The following is a 16,844-nucleotide window of genomic DNA, read 5'->3' as shown; positions in this document are numbered from 1 at the left end:
TATGAAAAAACCAGAATTGCTTGTGACACCACAATCATTAGAACATATAAAAGCACTTTTAGTTGCTGGAGCAGATGCTTTTGTTATTGGTGAACAACAATTTGGTCTACGTCTAGCAGGAGAGTTCTCAGTTGAAGAAGTAGAACAAGCGACAAAGCTTATACACGAAGCGGGTAAAAAGGTATATGTTGCAGTCAATGCACTTTTCCATAATGAGAAACTAGAGGCACTTGCTGATTATGTAAAAGAAATGCAACGTATCGGTGTGGACCGTTTAATTTACGGTGATCCAGCGGTACTCATTATTCGCAGAGAGCAAGGTGTTACGATCCCGTTACATTGGAATCCAGAAACGACAGCTACAAACTGGTTTACGGCTAATTACTGGGGGCAACGTGGTGCAACGCGTGCTGTGTTAGCGCGTGAGCTTTCTCTTGATGAAGTATTAGAAATTAAAGAAAATACCGAGATGGAAATTGAAGTACAAGTACATGGAATGACATGTATGTTCCAATCAAAACGTCCATTACTCGGCCATTATTTCTTATATCAAGATAAAGTAATGGCGATTGAAAATCGCCAAGAAAATCGTAATATGTTCCTACATGATGATGAACGAAATAATAAGTATCCAATATATGAAGATGTAAATGGTACACATATTTTCAGTCCAAATGATATGTGTATTATTGATGAACTAGGCGAATTATTTGAAGGTGGCATCGATGCTCTAAAAATTGAAGGTGTTCTTCAAACGCCAGACTATGTAGTCGCAGTAACAGAAGCTTATCGAAAAGCGATCGATACGTATTTTGACGAATCAGAAGAGGCATATGAAGAAATAAAAGACGATTTATTAGCAAAAATTGAAGATATGCAACCAGCTATTAGACCATTAGATACAGGCTTTATCTTTAAGGAAACAGTTTACTAGGAGGGGACAATAACATGGCATTAGCGTTAGAGCAAAATGACAAAATCCGTGAGATTGTCAACGGTAAACGTGTCATTACTAAAAAACCAGAGCTACTTGCTCCAGCGGGTAGTTTAGAGAAATTAAAAATAGCTGTCCATTACGGAGCAGATGCTGTATTTATCGGTGGGCGAGAGTTTGGTCTACGATCGAATGCGGATAACTTTTCAATTGAAGAGATGCGTGAAGGTGTAGAATTTGCCAATCAATATGGTGCGAAAATATATGTAACAACAAATATTTTTGCCCACAATGAAAATATGGATGGCTTAGAGCGTTACTTAAAGGATATTGAATCAGTCGGCGTAACTGGTATTATTGTAGCAGACCCGCTCATTATTGAAACATGTCGTACAGCAGCACCTAAGCTTGAAATTCACCTTTCTACTCAGCAATCATTGTCCAACTGGAAGGCCGTGCAGTACTGGAAAGAAGAAGGTTTACATCGTGTTGTATTAGCACGTGAAGTGGGCGGAGAAGAAATGAAGCTGATGAAGGAAAAGGTCGACATTGAAATTGAGGCCTTTGTTCATGGAGCAATGTGTATTGCCTACTCTGGTCGTTGCGTTCTTTCTAATCATATGACGGCTCGTGACTCAAACCGAGGGGGATGCTGCCAATCATGCCGTTGGGACTACGATCTATATGAATTAGAAGATGGTGAAGAAAAAGCACTTTTCGATGAGAGTCATGCACCATTTGCGATGAGTCCAAAAGATTTAAAATTAATTGAAGCGATTCCTCATATGATTGAGCTAGGTATCGACTCGTTAAAAGTTGAAGGTCGTATGAAATCCATTCACTATGTAGCGACAGTTGTTTCTGTGTACCGTAAAGTGATTGATGCTTATTGTGCAGATCCAGATAACTTTAAAATTAAACGTGAATGGCTAGAGGAATTAGACAAATGTGCTAACCGTGATACGGCTGAAGCATTCTTCCATGATGCACCTGGCTTTGAGGAGCAGATGTTTGGTGTGCATGGTCGTAAAACAACCTATGAATTTGCTGGACTTATTTTAGAGCATGATCCAGAGACAAAAATAGTGACAATGCAACAGCGTAATTATTTTAAACCTGGTGACGAAGTAGAATTCTTTGGTCCTGAAATTGAGAATTTCCGTTTAACAATGGGTGAAATTTGGGACGAGGATGGCAATAGCCTAGATGCAGCTCGTCATCCATTACAAATTGTCAAATTTAAATGTGAGACACCATTGAAGCCGCATAACATGATGCGAAAGGAGAATAACTAATGGCAGTGAAGCGTCCTGTTGTCATCGGAATCGCAGGTGGCTCATGCTCGGGAAAAACGAGCGTGACGCGTGCCATTTATGATGTTTTCCGTGAGCATTCTGTTGTGGTAATTGAACAAGATTTTTATTATAAGGATCAAAGTCATTTAACATTTGAAGAACGCTTAGGAACTAACTACGATCATCCGTTAGCTTTCGATAATGATTTATTAATTGAGCACATAAAAAAGTTGTTAGTGCGTCAACCAATTGAAAAACCTGTGTATGATTACGTCCAGCATACAAGGGCAGAAGAAGTTATACACGTTGAACCAGTAGATGTTATTATACTAGAAGGTATTCTAGTCTTAGAGGATGCTGATTTACGTGATTTAATGGATATTAAATTATTTGTGGATACAGATTCAGATTTACGTATTATTCGCCGCATTATGCGTGATATTAAAGAGCGTGGACGTACAACGGATTCGGTGATTGAGCAGTATTTATCAGCGGTTCGACCGATGCATAATTTATTTATTGAACCAACGAAACGTTATGCTGATATCATTATTCCTGAAGGTGGGGATAATGAGGTGGCGATTGATTTAATGGTAACGAAAATTAAAACTATTCTTGAAACCGACAACGTATTGTAATAAGATAGAGTGGTATTGACAATATTTACATGCATATTTTGAAAAAGCATGCATACTATTAGGTCAAAGCGTAATTTGAAAACGTTTAAAAATAATAAAATTCGATTAGATGCATCTTCCATGCATTTAGTCGAGTTTTATGTTTTTATATTGAAGAAACAAGGAGTGAAGGACTTTGGCAAATGAAAAACAGTACCCTATGACAGCTGAGGGAAAACGTAAATTAGAAGAAGAATTAGTAAAATTAGAAACTGAAACACGAAAAGAAATCGTTGAACGCATTAAAATAGCACGTGATTTTGGAGATCTTTCTGAAAACGCTGAGTACGATTCTGCTAAAGAAGAACAAGCCTTTTTAGAAGGTCGTATTTCAACATTAAAATCTATGATTCGCAATGCAGTGATTATTTCTGAAGACGAGACAGATAACAGTGTAGTATCATTAGGGAAAACGGTTACATTCGTAGAAATCATCAATGGTAAGCCATCAACAGATGAAGAATCTTATACAATTGTTGGTTCTGCTGAGGCAGATCCTATGGAATTCCGTATTTCGAATGAATCACCAATTGCAAAAGGTCTACTTGGTCGTGCTGAAGGTGAAGAGGTTGTCGTTCAAACACCTGGCGGCGAAATGAAAGTGAAAATTCTCTCAATTAAATAATATGTATAGGTACAAGCAGTTAGCCTTTGGCTGACTGCTTGTACCATTTTTAGCGTGAAAACTATTTAATAAAATAGTGAGTAGAATTATTTTGCAAGTGCTGTCGAACTTGATAGAATATTGCCTAGAGAGGGGGAGACATTATGAGTGAACGACAAACTCGAAGTGGTCGTCATTTGCAGCCATCTCGTAATAAAAAGCTAGATAAACTATTGAATATTTTAATTGGTGTTGTGGTTGTCCTCATTATTATCACAGCAACCTATGTGTTTAAATGGCAAGATGATGCAGATCAAGCGGTGAAAGAGGAACCAGCTCAAGAAGAACAGAGCGGTGATGAAGAAAAAGAAGTAGAGAAAGAACCGACGGATGAAGAAAAAGAAGATCTAGCTGTAGAAGAAGATAAACCTTCAGAGGAAGAATCAGAACCTGAGACATCCCAGGAAGAACAAGGCACAGCAGAAGAATCAGCCTCAGATAATCCTATTGTTGAGAAGGTTATCACGAATAAAAATTGGCAGCCAACACCAACAACTCAAACAGGTCAGCATGTGTCTTCATATGACGACAAGTCTGTAGACTGGGCTGAGAAAGTAGCAACAGTATCTACGGTGACTGGTATTGACCAAAGCAATATGATCATCTGGCGTATGCAAAATAATGGTGGTCCTAATTCATCCATTGCTACTGTTTCGACCAATGATAAATCTCAAATGTATCGTGTAAGTATGGAATGGGTTGATAATGAAGGTTGGAAGCCAGTGAAGCTTGAGCAACTAAATACATTAGAAGGCGCCTATTGACGAAAATCACTCTTTTGATTATTTTTAATAGAGTTGATAAAAGAAGGGAAGTAACAGTAGATGAAAATTGCAGTAATTGGCGCAATGGAAGAGGAAGTGGAGCTTCTAAGAGCAGCATTAGACGATGCACACAGCACAACGATTGCAGGTAGTGAGTATACAACAGGAACTTTTGAAGGAAATGAAGTCGTATTATTAAAAAGCGGTATTGGTAAAGTAAATGCTGCTATGTCTACGACAATCCTTTTACATGAGTTTAAACCAGATGTTGTCATTAATACAGGCTCTGCAGGTGGGTATGATGAAGCACTTGAGGTAGGCGCTGTCGTTATTTCTGATGAAGTTCGTCACCACGATGTAGATGTCACAATCTTTGGCTATGAAATTGGACAAATGGCTGGTATGCCAGCAGCATATAAATCAGATGAGAAATTGATGAAGGTAGCTGAGGAGGCTGTAAAGGCAGTTGGAGAGCACCAGTATGGCGTTGGTTTAATTTGCTCTGGGGATGCTTTTATGAATGATCCTGAACGTGTAGAGGCTGTTCGTCGCCATTTCCCTCAAATGAAAGCTGTAGAGATGGAAGCGGCTGCAGTTGCACAAGTTTGTTATCAATTTGCTACACCTTTTGTAGTCATTCGTGCATTATCAGATATTGCAGGTAAAGAATCGAATATTAGCTTTGATGAATTTTTACCAGTTGCTGCAAAACATTCGACACAAGTCGTATTAAAAGCAATTTCCTCACTATAAACTACACAGAATGGTCAAAATGTGTGGTTTATTCTGTGAGAAAAATCACAGTTGATACAAAAAACAAATGCTACACTGACATTAATCAATCTCTTCATAATAGAATGGGAGGCATTCATGATGTTATTTTTAACAGCAGGTGTAGTCATTATTACAACTTTAATAGGTACGTTGATTTCAGCAGAACTATCTGAATCAGCACACTAGTATGACGGGAAAGCTCCTTTGCGACATAGTCATGTCGCAAAGGAGTTTTTTTATATGCCATGAAATAGGCATATTCTTCCGCCATTGAAGGATTGAATTTTTTTCATAACCATTTTACAATATATTATTCAATAGTTTTTTGGTCTCGTTTATATAGTTGATAGAGTTTAATAAGTGCCCGTTTTTCAATGCGAGATACATAGCTACGTGAAATATTTAAGCGTGCTGCAATTTCCTTTTGCGTAAGTGCATCCTGTTGATTTAAGCCATAACGGAGTGTCACAATTTCGAGCTCACGTTCATCGAGCATATGCAAATAGTGGTATAGTTGTGCTACATGCTCTTTATGCTCTAGCTTCTCTGTGGCACTTTCTTCATCACACTGAAGTAAATCGCGAATTTGCAGTGCGTTCCCATCTTTATCAGTTCCAATCGGCTCAAATAGCGAAACGTCTTTTTGCACTTTCTTTTGGGTGCGTAGATGCATTAAAATCTCATTTTCAATGCAACGAGCTGCATATGTGGCAAGTCTAGTTTTTTTATCAGGAGTATAGCTCTCAACGGCTTTCATTAGTCCAATTGTTCCAATAGAAATATAATCATCGAGTTGCTCATGTTTTGGATGGAATTTTTTAACGACATGTGCGACAAGCCTCATATTACGTTCTATTAGATCAAGACGCGCTTGCTCATCGCCACCTAAAAATCGTTCAATACAAGCAGCTTCCTCTTCTTTTGAAAAGGGTTTATGGAATGTTTGCCCCTTTAAATAGCCAAGCAACGCAGGGATTTCAAGCCATAACTGCAACATCGATGTAAAAATTCCGCTCATTGAAAGATTTCATCCTTTCCCCATTTTTCGACAGTATATGTTTAAAAGACGTGGGAAATGAAAAAAGTGCAACAGCAAATGTGCTGTTACACTTTTTTTAACGTAAATGTACTAATCATGAGTAAAGCTAAAATGGGGAAAAGGAAAAGATAAAATGCCGGATGGAACGTATAAGCTGCGAAATACGTTAAAGTTAAGAACGTACCTGCGGCTGTAATTGGTAAACCTGTGAAATAACCGTTCGCTTCGCTAATATTGAAGCGAGCTAAACGCATCGCGCCACAGACGATAAATAATACGGCCATCATCATGCCGACAAAACCAAAATCAACTAGAACAACTTCATACATTAATAATGCAGGCGCCACACCAAATGATATAATATCACTCATAGAATCTAATTGTTTACCTAATTCTGACACTTGTCCGAGCGCTCTCGCTACCTTACCATCGTAGCGATCAAGAAGAGCTGCTATAAAGATAAACAAGACACTATAGCTATAGTATTCATGTAGAGTGGCCATAATAGCCGCGCCTCCAAAGGACATATTACTAATTGTTATGAAGTTAGCTGCGTGCGATTTCATTTTCTTAACCGTGGTATCCACCAACTTGTGATAAAAAAACAAGGGGGATCACTCCTTTGCACTTAAGATATTGTACCATTATACTTCGAATGCGAAAAAATTGACAGTCTAAATTAATGGATAGGGGTTTTACTGTATGAAAGAAAAACTATATCAACGCTTGATAGAACTAACGAATGGTAAGCAATCTTCCCATCTTTTGCAGACAATAGCAAAAGCGAAGTGGAGTAAACGTATAATACCAAGCTACATGAAGTTATACGATATTAACCTTGAAGAAGTTTCAAAAAAACAACAACAATTTTCATGTTTACATGATTTTTTTACAAGAGAACTTATTGAAGAAGCTCGACCTATTGAAAAAAATCCAACTGTCTATGCCAGCCCAGTGGACGCAAAAGTGGAATCCTTTGGACGTATTGAATGGGATATGACATTTCTTGTGAAGGGTAAGCCTTATGCATTACAAGATTTACTCGGCAATACAGAACGAGCTGCACAATATGCAGACGGACATTTTATCGTTTTTTATTTAAGTCCTGCTGATTACCATCGTATCCATAGCCCGATAGATGGAGAAGTCTTACGACAATATACACTTGGTCAGAAATCTTATCCTGTGAATCAGTTAGGTCTTACATACGGTAAAAAACCAATTTCTCATAATTATCGTTTAGTGACTGAGCTGAAAGCAGCAAATAATCAGCATGTTGCATTTATCAAAGTAGGTGCAACCTTTGTGAATTCCATTGTGCTTACCAATACAACAACGAAATGGCAGAAAGGGCAGGAAGTTGGTTATTTCTCATTTGGTTCTACTGTTGTGATGCTGTTTGAAAAGGATACAATTAAATTTACGGATAATGTTGTAAAAGGAAGCCCAATTCGAATGGGTGAAGCCTTTGCAAATATGCTATAATGGTCGAATAATACGTTAAGATTAGGGGTCGCTATTTTGTATAATTTTTTATTACCGAACGAATTTGTGACGAATATTTTTGAAATTACGCCGGAAAAGTTACAAGAATTAGGGATTAGAGGAATCATTACGGATTTAGATAATACACTTGTTGAATGGGATCGTCCAGATGCAACAGAAGAGCTAATCATTTGGTTACGCATTATGAAAGAATCAGGTATTCGTGTTATTATTGCGTCAAATAACAAGGAAGCTCGTGTAAAGCATTTTGCTGAGCCATTAGGTATTCCTTACATTCACAAGGCGAAAAAGCCACTTCGTAATGCTTTTTATAATGCGCTGATACAACTAGGCTTGCGTCCACATGAAGTAGTAATGGTAGGAGATCAACTCCTTACGGATGTAATGGGCGCAAACCGCTTAGGCTTGCACACAGTGCTCGTGAAGCCTGTTGCACAATCAGATGGGCTTGTAACAAAATTGAATCGTTTCATTGAACGTCGCGTTTTTAATGATTTGAAACGAAAAGGAATTATAACTTGGGAGGAACAAGAATGATTGAAATGCCAAATTGTATTGGCTGTGGTACAACAATTCAAACAGAAGATAAAACAGCAGTTGGGTATGCACCCCCATCATCATTAGAAAAGGATGTGGTCATTTGCCAGCGTTGCTTCCGTTTGAAAAATTACAATGAAATTCAACCAGTATCGTTAACAGATGACGATTTTTTACGTATTTTAAATGGTCTTGGTACACAGCAAGGCTTAATCGTAAAAATTGTTGATATATTTGATTTTAATGGAAGCTGGCTACCAGGGCTTCATCGTTTTGTAGGGAAGAATCCTGTCCTATTGATTGCCAACAAAGCTGATTTATTACCAAAGTCAGTGAAGCCAAAAAAAGTTATCAACTGGCTGAAACGTGAAGCAAAGGCTCTTGGGCTACAGCCTGTGGATGTCCTATTAGTCAGTGCCCATAAAGGCAAAGGGATGGCAGAAGCAATGGAAGCCATCGATGAATATCGTAAAGGACAAAATGTATATGTTGTTGGCTGTACAAATGTTGGGAAATCTACGTTTATTAACCGAATTATTAAGCAGGCAACAGGTGAGGGTGAAGTGATTACAACCTCACATTTCCCAGGTACTACTTTAGACATGATAGATATTCCATTGGATGATGGTAGTGCATTATATGATACGCCAGGTATTATTAATCATCATCAAATGGCTCATCATATTGATGCCAGTGAATTAAAATATATTATGCCGAAAAAAGAAATTAAGCCGAAAGTCTATCAACAAAATGCTGGGCAAACGCTATTTATTGGTGCATTGGCAAGATTTGATTTTATTCAGGGTGACCGTTCTGCCTTTACCATCCATGTGGCAAATGATTTACCAATTCATCGTACAAAGCTTGAGAAGGCAGATGCGTTATATGAAGAGCATAAAGGAGAATTATTGGCTCCCCCAACTGCGGACTTTATCGACCAGTTACCGCCATTGGTTCGTCACGAATTTTCCATCAAAGAAGCGAAAACAGATGTTGTATTTTCTGGACTTGGCTGGATTACCGTTCAACATGCGAATGTAGTAGTAGCAGCTTACGCCCCAAAAGGTGTACAAGTTTCAATTCGTCCTTCGCTGATCTAAATGGAGGACATAGTAGAGAGAGGGACTAGAAAATGAAGAAATGGTTTGCAGTTATGGGTGATCCAATTGAACATTCAAAATCACCTGCCATGCACAATGCTTGGTTTGAGGACATGTCAATTGATGCGACATATATTCCTTTACATGTAACGCCTGATCAATTAGAATCTGCTGTTGCTGGTTTGAAGACATTAGGGGCAAGTGGCTGGAACGTGACCATTCCTCATAAAACAGCAATCATTCCGTATCTAGACGAGCTAGATGAGCTGGCACAAAAAATGGGCGCAGTGAATACAGTCGTACGAACAACAGAAGGAAAGCTGAAAGGCTATAATACAGATGGTATTGGATTTGTTCGATCACTGGAAGAAGCCGTTGGGGTTTCTCATAAAGACAAGCCTGTATTACTTGTTGGTGCTGGAGGTGCTGCTCGAGGCATTGCCTTTGCTATGCAGCAACAAGGCTATTGTCATGTAACCATTGCCAATCGTACGGTGACGAATGCACAAATGATTATTGATGAAATGGGTATGGGACGTGCTATTTCATTACAACAAGCGGAAGAAACGCTAGCTGATTTCAGCATTATTGTGCAAATGACATCAGCTGGCCTTTCCACGGGCAATTTTTCAATGCCATTTTCATTAGATCGGCTGATGAAAGAAGCAATTGTTGCGGATATTGTGTATAATCCATTAATGACGCCTTTTTTACAAGCGGCTGAAGAAAAAGGAGCAACGATTGTCACTGGCTTAGGAATGTTTGTCCATCAAGGAGCCATCGCTTTTGAACACTGGTTAGGAAACTATCCAAATACAAATTCAATGATTGCGCAACTGAAGGCGCAATTAGGAGGAAACTAATTTTTATGTTAACAGGTAAACAGAAACGTTTTTTACGTGCAGAAGCACACCATTTAACACCTATTTTCCAAGTGGGAAAAGGTGGCGTTAATGATGAAATGACAAAGCAAATTCGCGAGGCATTAGAAGTACGTGAATTGATTAAAGTACGTATTTTAGATAACTGTGAAGAGGATAAGCATGAAGTCGCAGAAGCATTAGCCACAGGCGCTCATGCGGAGCTTGTCCAATTAATCGGTCTGACAGTTGTTTTATATAAAGAGTCACGCAATCATAAAAAGATTGTATTACCAAAAGTAACGAAATAAGGTGAGACGATGAAAAGGGTCGGTTTACTTGGAGGTACATTTAACCCACCACATATGGGTCATCTTTTAATGGCAAATGAAGTATTTCATGCGCTAGAACTTGATGAAATCCGCTTTATGCCTAATGCCATCCCACCACATAAGCATGCACGTTTTGATGCTAGTAATGTTGAACGACTTGAAATGGTAAAACGTGCGATTCGTCCATTTCCTTATTTTTCAGTAGAGTCGTATGAGCTTGAGAAGGGTGGCGTATCCTATTCCTATGAGACACTTTCTGCATTGTGTAGAAGAGAGCCGAATGTGAAATTTTACTTTATCATCGGTGGCGATATGATTGATTCGCTACATACATGGCATTGTATAGATGATTTAGTGAAACTTGTTCAGTTTGTCGGAGTAAAACGTCCAGGGACAGCTGCGGCAACAGAGTACCCTATACGTATGGTGGAAATACCTCAAATCGATTTATCGTCCACACTGATTCGTGAACGCCTGGCTACAGGAGGAACGGTGACATTTCTACTACCAGAAGCGGTAGAGACGTTCATACGAGAGGAAGGTCTTTATGGAACGCGAACAGTATTTAGCGGCGATTAAGCCAAGAATGCCTGAAAAACGTTATATTCATACAGTCGGCGTGATGGAAACGGCCATCAACCTAGCTCATAAATATGGCGAGGACGTAAAAAAAGCTGAAACAGCAGCTATCCTCCATGATATTGCTAAATATGCTGATATTGAGTGGATGGAAAATATCGTTCGTGATGAAGAATTAGATGAAAGACTAATTGGATGGGGTAGTGAATTACTACATGGTCCAGTAGGTGCATATATAGCACAAAGTGAGTTCGGTATCACAGACGAAGAGCTGTTGAATGCTATTCGTTTCCATACAACTGGGCGGGCTAATATGAGCCGTTTAGAAAAAATTATTTTTGTCGCAGATATGATTGAACCGAACCGTCGATTTGATGGAGTTGATCGTCTGCGCAAAAAAGCACAAAAAAATTTGGATAAGGCGATGAGTGCATGTGTACGCCATACTTTGGCATTTTTAATTGACACAAAGCAGCCGATTTATCCTTTATCTATAGAATGTTATAACGATATGATGAACAGAGAGGATAGTGAAGGATGACTTCAACTTTATTACAAGCAGCGTACAAAGCAATTGACGACAAACATGGTGAGGATATTGTCGTTTTAAATATGCAAGGAATTTCCCTTTTAGCAGATTATTTTATCATTGCTCATGGTAACTCAGATCGCCAAGTGCAAGCCATTGCACGCGAATTACAGGATGTAGCTGAACAACAAGGCTATGAAATTCGCCGTGTCGAAGGATTCGATGGAGCTCGTTGGGTACTAGTTGACCTAGGCGATGTTGTGGCACATGTATTCCATAAGGATGAGCGTGCTTATTATAATTTAGAGCGTCTTTGGGGCGATGCACCGCAACTAGACATGCCAGAGGCCTAAGTGAGTTACGAACGCTTTGCTCATGTCTATGATGAGCTGCAAACGGATATTCCTTACAATCTTTATGTAGATTGGGTTGTACAGCATGCACCAAGCAGCCAGTACCCAAAACTGTTGGATATTGGTTGTGGTACTGGTGTACTTAGCTTGTTATTTGCAAAGTCTGGTTATCAAGTCAGTGGAATCGATTTATCAGAAGAGATGCTGTCCATTGCCGCAGAACGCTTTGCTCGTGCAGGCTACCATGCACCATTATACTGTATGTCTATGGTCGAACTAGATGGCTTTGAGGAAATCGATGTTGTCACAATCACAATTGATTCCTTGAATTATGTGGTAGAGGAGCACTCTGTTTATACGACATTAGAACGTATCTATGCGGCGTTGCGTGATGGAGGTCAGCTGTTTTTTGATGTTCACTCGTTATTTAAAATGAATGAGATTTTTTTAGATGGTCCGTTCACATATGATGATGGTGACATTAGTTATATATGGCATACGGAGCCTGCCGACTTTGAACATTCGGTTATTCATCAAATGACCTTTTATGTACGAGATGACGCAAGTGAATTATATGAACGCTTTGATGAGGAGCACGTGCAACGTACTTACACTATCGAGCAGTATATGGCTTGGTTGCATTCGATTGGTTTTAGTCATGTGGAAATTACAGCAGACTTTACAGATGAGGCACCTGATGAGGAAAGTGAACGCATTTTTATTCGTGCGCTGAAATAAAGAAAAGGGAGCTACACTGTGTAATACGCAGTGTGGCTTTTTTGATGGATAGAAAGATTAAAGTAGCGGATAGAACACTTAAACAGGCGGATAAAGAGGCTAAATTGTCGGATAAAACTGGATATAACTAAGAGGATAGCTCTCTTCAACAGGTAAATTGAAACTCCTGATGTTTTTTTATCATTTTCAACCACCCATCCATAGTGTAAGATATATATAACTCCATATGATGACCTTTCGCAAGGAAAGGATGGTACTGTGCTACAATCTTTATGGCAAAAGTACAAAAAAAGTATGTTATTCCCCAGCATACTAGTCGTCAGTGGACTTTGTTACTTCTATTTTTCGAGTTCTGACTCTTCACCTCCCCAAGAAGAGCTCATCGAAACAATCCAACCTATTGAAGAAAAAAATTTGAGTGAATCTGCTGAGGAAGCGGTTATGCAGCAGGTATTTGTGGAAATAAAGGGTGCTGTAATGTATCCAGGCGTTTATGAGCTTCAGCAAGATCAACGTATAAAAGATGTTGTACAGCTTGCTGGTGGCTATACAGAGATGGCTGACACACAATTGATCAATCATGCCCAAAAGGTACAGGATGAAATGGTTATCTACATTCCTATCAAGGGCGAACAGCTAGAGGAAGAAGCCTCTTCCCTGTTAACGCTACCTACTGAGACTAATAAGGAGCAAAAGATTAATATCAATAAAGCTGATGTAGCAACGTTAGCAACATTGCCAGGAATCGGTCCTTCCAAAGCACAAAGTATCCTTACGTATCGAGAGGAGAATGGGCAGTTTCAAACTATAGATGACTTAAAAAATGTTAGTGGGATTGGTGATAAAACATTTGAGAAGCTAAAGGATGCGATTACTGTAAAGTAATGCTTTTACAGGATGGTATATTGACGCCCCTTTTCTAAAAGGGCTACACTATAGTAGAAAAGCAAGAGAAAGTTAATTTGTTAGACAATTTTTGGAGGTAGTCATATGGAGCGAATTACTTGGGATCAATTTTTTATGGCACAAAGCCATTTACTCGCATTACGCAGTACATGTACAAGACTAGCTGTAGGAGCAACTGTTGTACGGGACAAACGCATCATTGCAGGTGGGTATAACGGTTCCATTACAGGGGACGAGCATTGTATCGAAAAAGGGTGCTATGTGGTTGACAACCATTGCGTCCGCACCGTGCATGCTGAAATGAATGCCTTACTGCAATGTGCTAAATATGGAACACCGACAAAAGGTGCTGATTTGTATGTAACACATTTCCCATGTTTACCATGTACAAAATCTATCATTCAAGCTGGCATCGAACGTGTGTATTACGCAACGGATTATAAAAATAATCCATATGCACAGGAGTTATTTGCAAAAGCTGGAGTAGAAGTAGTTCATGTACCCTTTGATGAACGTAAAATCGATTTTTTACGAGATGACAAGCTAGCTTTGTATACAGAAATGCTGCACGAGCTTCGCGAGAGTGGGATATCTGCTGAAAAATTGCTCCCATATGAACAGAAGGTGAGTGCATTATTTGGCATCAAGCTTTAAAGCATAGATGGATTATGGTAGCTCTTGCTGTACTAATAGCTGCTATTGCAGTATACAAATCAGCATGGCTACTCATTTTTTTACTGCTACTAGTCCTGTGGCTCACCATAAAAGGTGAGTCACGTTTTCTTGCAATTTTTGTGCTAACTAGTGGTCTCCTAACTTATTGTTTCCTTTCTATCAATCATCTGACGGAACCTTCCTCTTTACCGTCAACCTTCCCTATAACTTGGTCAAGTGACTATAAAATAAACGGGCAAAAACTCCGTGGGTTTGCGACAACAACACATGGCCAAAAACTTTACGTAGTTTATACTTTTTCCTCGGAACAAGAGAAAAATTTTTATGAAAATACCTCATTAACTGGAATGACGTATTCTGCAAAAGGTGAACTTGTGACTCCCTCTCCATCTGCCCATGCTTATGCCTTTTCCATGTCAAATTATTTAACGAGCAAAGGAGCAACAGGCGTTGTTGAAATCAAGAATTGGCATTATGTAGGAAAACGAACATCCATCTTCACTATTCTTGCCGAAATAAGACACAATATGAAAAAGCATATAGAGAAGACTTTTCCCAAATCACTTGTAGCAGAGGCTCAAGCACTTTTAATAGGGGTGCAAGATCAGATGGAGGATGAACTGCAGCGTGCCTATCAAAAGCTCGGTATTACCCATTTATTTGCGATTTCTGGGCTACATGTCGCGCTGATGTCTTGGCTCTTTTTTCAAGGATTACTTAGAATAAGAGTTCGCAAGGAAATGGCTACAGTCGTGCTATTGATCCTCTTACCGATTTATGGAGTCATTGCAGGGGGAGCACCTTCCGTATGGCGTGCTGTTTCTGTAGTAGAATTGATGATGTTACTGCGCTTTTTTAAGTGGGTTCTTTCGATCGATGATGCATTAGCTATTAGCTTTATAGGCTTTGTTTTGCTTGAGCCAGGTGTTATTTTCCAAATTGGTTTCCAGCTATCCTATTTAGCAACCGCTAGTCTTCTTTATTCTGGTATTATTTTTAAGCAGACAAGAACTTGGCTAGGTCGTTCTTTTTTTATCACATTCGTGTGCCAACTGCTCGTTTACCCACTATTACTCCATCATTTTTATGAATTATCTTTATCCTCATTTTTTGTCAATATTGTTTTTGTTCCACTGTTTTCCTTTATTATATTACCCTTTAACATGATTGCCTTTGTGCTATCTTATCTTTCTTTACCACTTGCTAATGTCCTATTTGCTGGCTATGAACCACTGCGTAATTGGCTGACCGAAATAATCCTTTATATGCAAGTGCTTCCTTGGCAATTATGGTCACCAGGCAAACCATCTATTTGGCTGAGTAGCGTGGCGATGGTAAGTGTTTTAGCGAGCTTTTATTATTTGGAAATAAAACGGTTCAGGAAAGCTATGTTGATCCTTGTCATCCCTGTTATTGGGATTCATTTGGCACCCATGTTGTATAACGAAACAAAGATTACCTTTTTAAATGTAGGTCAAGGAGATAGTATCGTCATTGAATTGCCCTTTAGACGGGCTGTCTATGTTATAGATACAGGTGGAGTATTGCGCTTTGAGCAGGCATCGTGGAAAAAAGCAGATAGTCCTTATGAGGTAGGGAAGCAAGTTGTCGTCCCATTTTTAAAAGGCAAGGGTATACGAACTATCGATATTTTTATTGCTTCGCATGCGGACGCAGATCATATTGAGGGAGCAGAGGAAGTATTACAGGAGATTAACATGAGGGAAATACACGTTACACCTGGTTCATTGAATGAGCCTTTAATGAATGATTTATTACGCGAAGCAAATAAGCGACATATTCCTATTAAAGAAAAAATGAAGGGGACTTCGTGGCATGTAGGGGATACAGATTTTTATTACTTATGGCCTGATGACGCCTTTTATGAGGGAAATGATGATTCTCTTGTCCTGTACATGCAGCAAAAGGCGTTTACAGCGTTATTTACAGGGGATTTGGAGCAATATGGCGAACAACAGCTGATCAAGCGTTATGGACCTTTATTGGCCAATCTCACATTGCTGAAGGCAGGGCATCATGGGAGTAAGACATCAAGCACAGAAGAATTTGTCGAGCTGCTACAGCCCCAATTAACCGTTTTGAGTGCAGGTCTCCATAATCGTTATGGTCATCCACATGAAGAAGTAGTACAACGTTTTGTCAGTAGAGATTTAGTGACATGGACAACAGGGGTGAATGGATCAATCGAAATACGTATTCGTGATAATCGCTGGTCCGTTAGCGTAAATGAAAAGGGCCTTGTCCAATGACCAAGGCCCTTCTCCTGCATAAGTCCAATTACTGTGATACAAATTCTACTATAGTTGCAATAATAAACATAAGCGTGAAAACGCCAAATGATACACCGAAGCCAACACCAGAATCGATGGCATCGTTACGTCGACATTGTATGTTTTTTCCTTCAAATGGATTCATTGTTATCCCTCCAATTCTGTTATTTATTATAAGACAACATGGTCATAAAAGCTATATCGAAAAGGTGATTTCCCCGTCTGGCAAGGAATCGACACAATTCGGTCAAAGACACAAAGGACTATGAAATCATGTATACTAATAGTATT

The 16,844-nt window shown here is 39.2% G+C and carries 21 protein-coding genes; 18 read left to right on the top strand and 3 right to left on the bottom strand.

What is annotated here, in order from left to right:
- Nucleotide 1 precedes the first annotated feature (1 nt).
- From QH639_RS10525 to mtnN, 6 genes are all read left to right on the top strand, one after another.
- Nucleotides 2-934 carry a peptidase U32 family protein gene (locus tag QH639_RS10525; RefSeq protein ID WP_131520518.1) on the top strand — a complete coding sequence of 311 codons (933 nt, stop codon included), beginning with the start codon at nt 2-4 and terminating at the stop codon, nt 932-934.
- Nucleotides 935-948: 14 nt separating this feature from the next.
- On the top strand, nt 949-2,229 hold the full coding sequence (locus tag QH639_RS10520; protein ID WP_131520519.1) for a peptidase U32 family protein: 1,281 nt from the start codon (nt 949-951) through the stop codon (nt 2,227-2,229).
- Nucleotides 2,229-2,867 (top strand): uridine kinase, encoded by a 639-nt coding sequence (gene udk / locus QH639_RS10515; RefSeq protein ID WP_004226858.1) that lies wholly within the window; start codon nt 2,229-2,231, stop codon nt 2,865-2,867. Before QH639_RS10520 ends, udk begins: the two co-directional genes overlap by 1 nt.
- 175 nt (nt 2,868-3,042) lie before the next feature.
- Nucleotides 3,043-3,531: a transcription elongation factor GreA gene (gene greA, locus QH639_RS10510; protein ID WP_004226860.1), complete on the top strand. Its 489-nt coding sequence runs from the start codon at nt 3,043-3,045 to the stop codon at nt 3,529-3,531.
- 143 nt (nt 3,532-3,674) lie between these two features.
- A complete protein-coding gene (locus QH639_RS10505) occupies nt 3,675-4,334 on the top strand; it encodes a YrrS family protein (RefSeq protein WP_131520520.1) in 660 nt (219 codons plus the stop codon).
- A 60-nt stretch (nt 4,335-4,394) separates the two neighbouring features.
- A complete protein-coding gene (gene mtnN, locus QH639_RS10500) occupies nt 4,395-5,087 on the top strand; it encodes a 5'-methylthioadenosine/S-adenosylhomocysteine nucleosidase (protein WP_281116035.1) in 693 nt (230 codons plus the stop codon).
- Nucleotides 5,088-5,418: 331 nt separating this feature from the next.
- On the opposite strand, the gene sigK is transcribed toward mtnN, so the two are convergent.
- Nucleotides 5,419-6,126 (bottom strand): RNA polymerase sporulation sigma factor SigK, encoded by a 708-nt coding sequence (gene sigK / locus QH639_RS10495; RefSeq protein ID WP_004226867.1) that lies wholly within the window; start codon nt 6,124-6,126, stop codon nt 5,419-5,421.
- Between the two features lie 86 nt (nt 6,127-6,212).
- The gene (gene pssA, locus QH639_RS10490) at nt 6,213-6,713 is read right to left on the bottom strand and encodes a CDP-diacylglycerol--serine O-phosphatidyltransferase (RefSeq protein ID WP_048392670.1); all 501 of its coding nucleotides are present in this window, start codon (nt 6,711-6,713) and stop codon (nt 6,213-6,215) included.
- A 136-nt stretch (nt 6,714-6,849) separates the two neighbouring features.
- On the opposite strand from pssA, the gene QH639_RS10485 reads away from it, so the two are divergent.
- From QH639_RS10485 to QH639_RS10430, 12 genes are all read left to right on the top strand, one after another.
- A complete protein-coding gene (locus QH639_RS10485; protein WP_048392148.1) occupies nt 6,850-7,632 on the top strand; it encodes a phosphatidylserine decarboxylase in 783 nt (260 codons plus the stop codon).
- Nucleotides 7,633-7,668: 36 nt separating this feature from the next.
- A complete protein-coding gene (locus tag QH639_RS10480) occupies nt 7,669-8,190 on the top strand; it encodes a YqeG family HAD IIIA-type phosphatase (protein WP_237898284.1) in 522 nt (173 codons plus the stop codon).
- Nucleotides 8,187-9,290, top strand: a complete 1,104-nt coding sequence (yqeH, locus tag QH639_RS10475) for a ribosome biogenesis GTPase YqeH (protein ID WP_054550069.1) — start codon at nt 8,187-8,189, stop codon at nt 9,288-9,290. Before QH639_RS10480 ends, yqeH begins: the two co-directional genes overlap by 4 nt.
- A 32-nt stretch (nt 9,291-9,322) precedes the next feature.
- Entirely contained in the window at nt 9,323-10,153 is an 831-nt protein-coding gene (gene aroE / locus QH639_RS10470; RefSeq protein WP_237898283.1) for a shikimate dehydrogenase, read from the top strand.
- 5 nt (nt 10,154-10,158) lie between these two features.
- Nucleotides 10,159-10,461 carry a ribosome assembly RNA-binding protein YhbY gene (gene yhbY, locus QH639_RS10465; RefSeq protein WP_048392151.1) on the top strand — a complete coding sequence of 101 codons (303 nt, stop codon included), beginning with the start codon at nt 10,159-10,161 and terminating at the stop codon, nt 10,459-10,461.
- Between the two features lie 9 nt (nt 10,462-10,470).
- Nucleotides 10,471-11,061 carry a nicotinate-nucleotide adenylyltransferase gene (locus QH639_RS10460; RefSeq protein WP_221679999.1) on the top strand — a complete coding sequence of 197 codons (591 nt, stop codon included), beginning with the start codon at nt 10,471-10,473 and terminating at the stop codon, nt 11,059-11,061.
- Entirely contained in the window at nt 11,030-11,602 is a 573-nt protein-coding gene (gene yqeK, locus QH639_RS10455) for a bis(5'-nucleosyl)-tetraphosphatase (symmetrical) YqeK (protein ID WP_281116033.1), read from the top strand. Before QH639_RS10460 ends, yqeK begins: the two co-directional genes overlap by 32 nt.
- Nucleotides 11,599-11,943, top strand: coding sequence for a ribosome silencing factor (gene rsfS, locus QH639_RS10450; protein WP_004226890.1), 345 nt, complete (start codon nt 11,599-11,601; stop codon nt 11,941-11,943). The genes yqeK and rsfS overlap by 4 nt, the downstream gene beginning before the upstream one ends.
- Nucleotides 11,944-12,681: a class I SAM-dependent DNA methyltransferase gene (locus QH639_RS10445; RefSeq protein ID WP_237898281.1), complete on the top strand. Its 738-nt coding sequence runs from the start codon at nt 11,944-11,946 to the stop codon at nt 12,679-12,681.
- A gap of 258 nt (nt 12,682-12,939) precedes the next feature.
- Nucleotides 12,940-13,566: a helix-hairpin-helix domain-containing protein gene (locus QH639_RS10440; protein ID WP_259419329.1), complete on the top strand. Its 627-nt coding sequence runs from the start codon at nt 12,940-12,942 to the stop codon at nt 13,564-13,566.
- A 105-nt stretch (nt 13,567-13,671) separates the two neighbouring features.
- On the top strand, nt 13,672-14,241 hold the full coding sequence (locus QH639_RS10435) for a ComE operon protein 2 (RefSeq protein ID WP_237898279.1): 570 nt from the start codon (nt 13,672-13,674) through the stop codon (nt 14,239-14,241).
- Nucleotides 14,242-14,255: 14 nt separating this feature from the next.
- Nucleotides 14,256-16,532: a DNA internalization-related competence protein ComEC/Rec2 gene (locus tag QH639_RS10430; RefSeq protein ID WP_281116032.1), complete on the top strand. Its 2,277-nt coding sequence runs from the start codon at nt 14,256-14,258 to the stop codon at nt 16,530-16,532.
- 28 nt (nt 16,533-16,560) lie between these two features.
- On the opposite strand, the gene QH639_RS10425 is transcribed toward QH639_RS10430, so the two are convergent.
- Nucleotides 16,561-16,698, bottom strand: a complete 138-nt coding sequence (locus tag QH639_RS10425; RefSeq protein WP_004226902.1) for a YqzM family protein — start codon at nt 16,696-16,698, stop codon at nt 16,561-16,563.
- Nucleotides 16,699-16,844 lie beyond the last annotated feature (146 nt).

This window comes from Lysinibacillus sp. 1 U-2021 (assembly GCF_029916965.1).
In the GTDB taxonomy this organism is placed as follows: domain Bacteria; phylum Bacillota; class Bacilli; order Bacillales_A; family Planococcaceae; genus Lysinibacillus; species Lysinibacillus capsici.
This window is presented reverse-complemented; position numbering and strand designations above follow the sequence as displayed.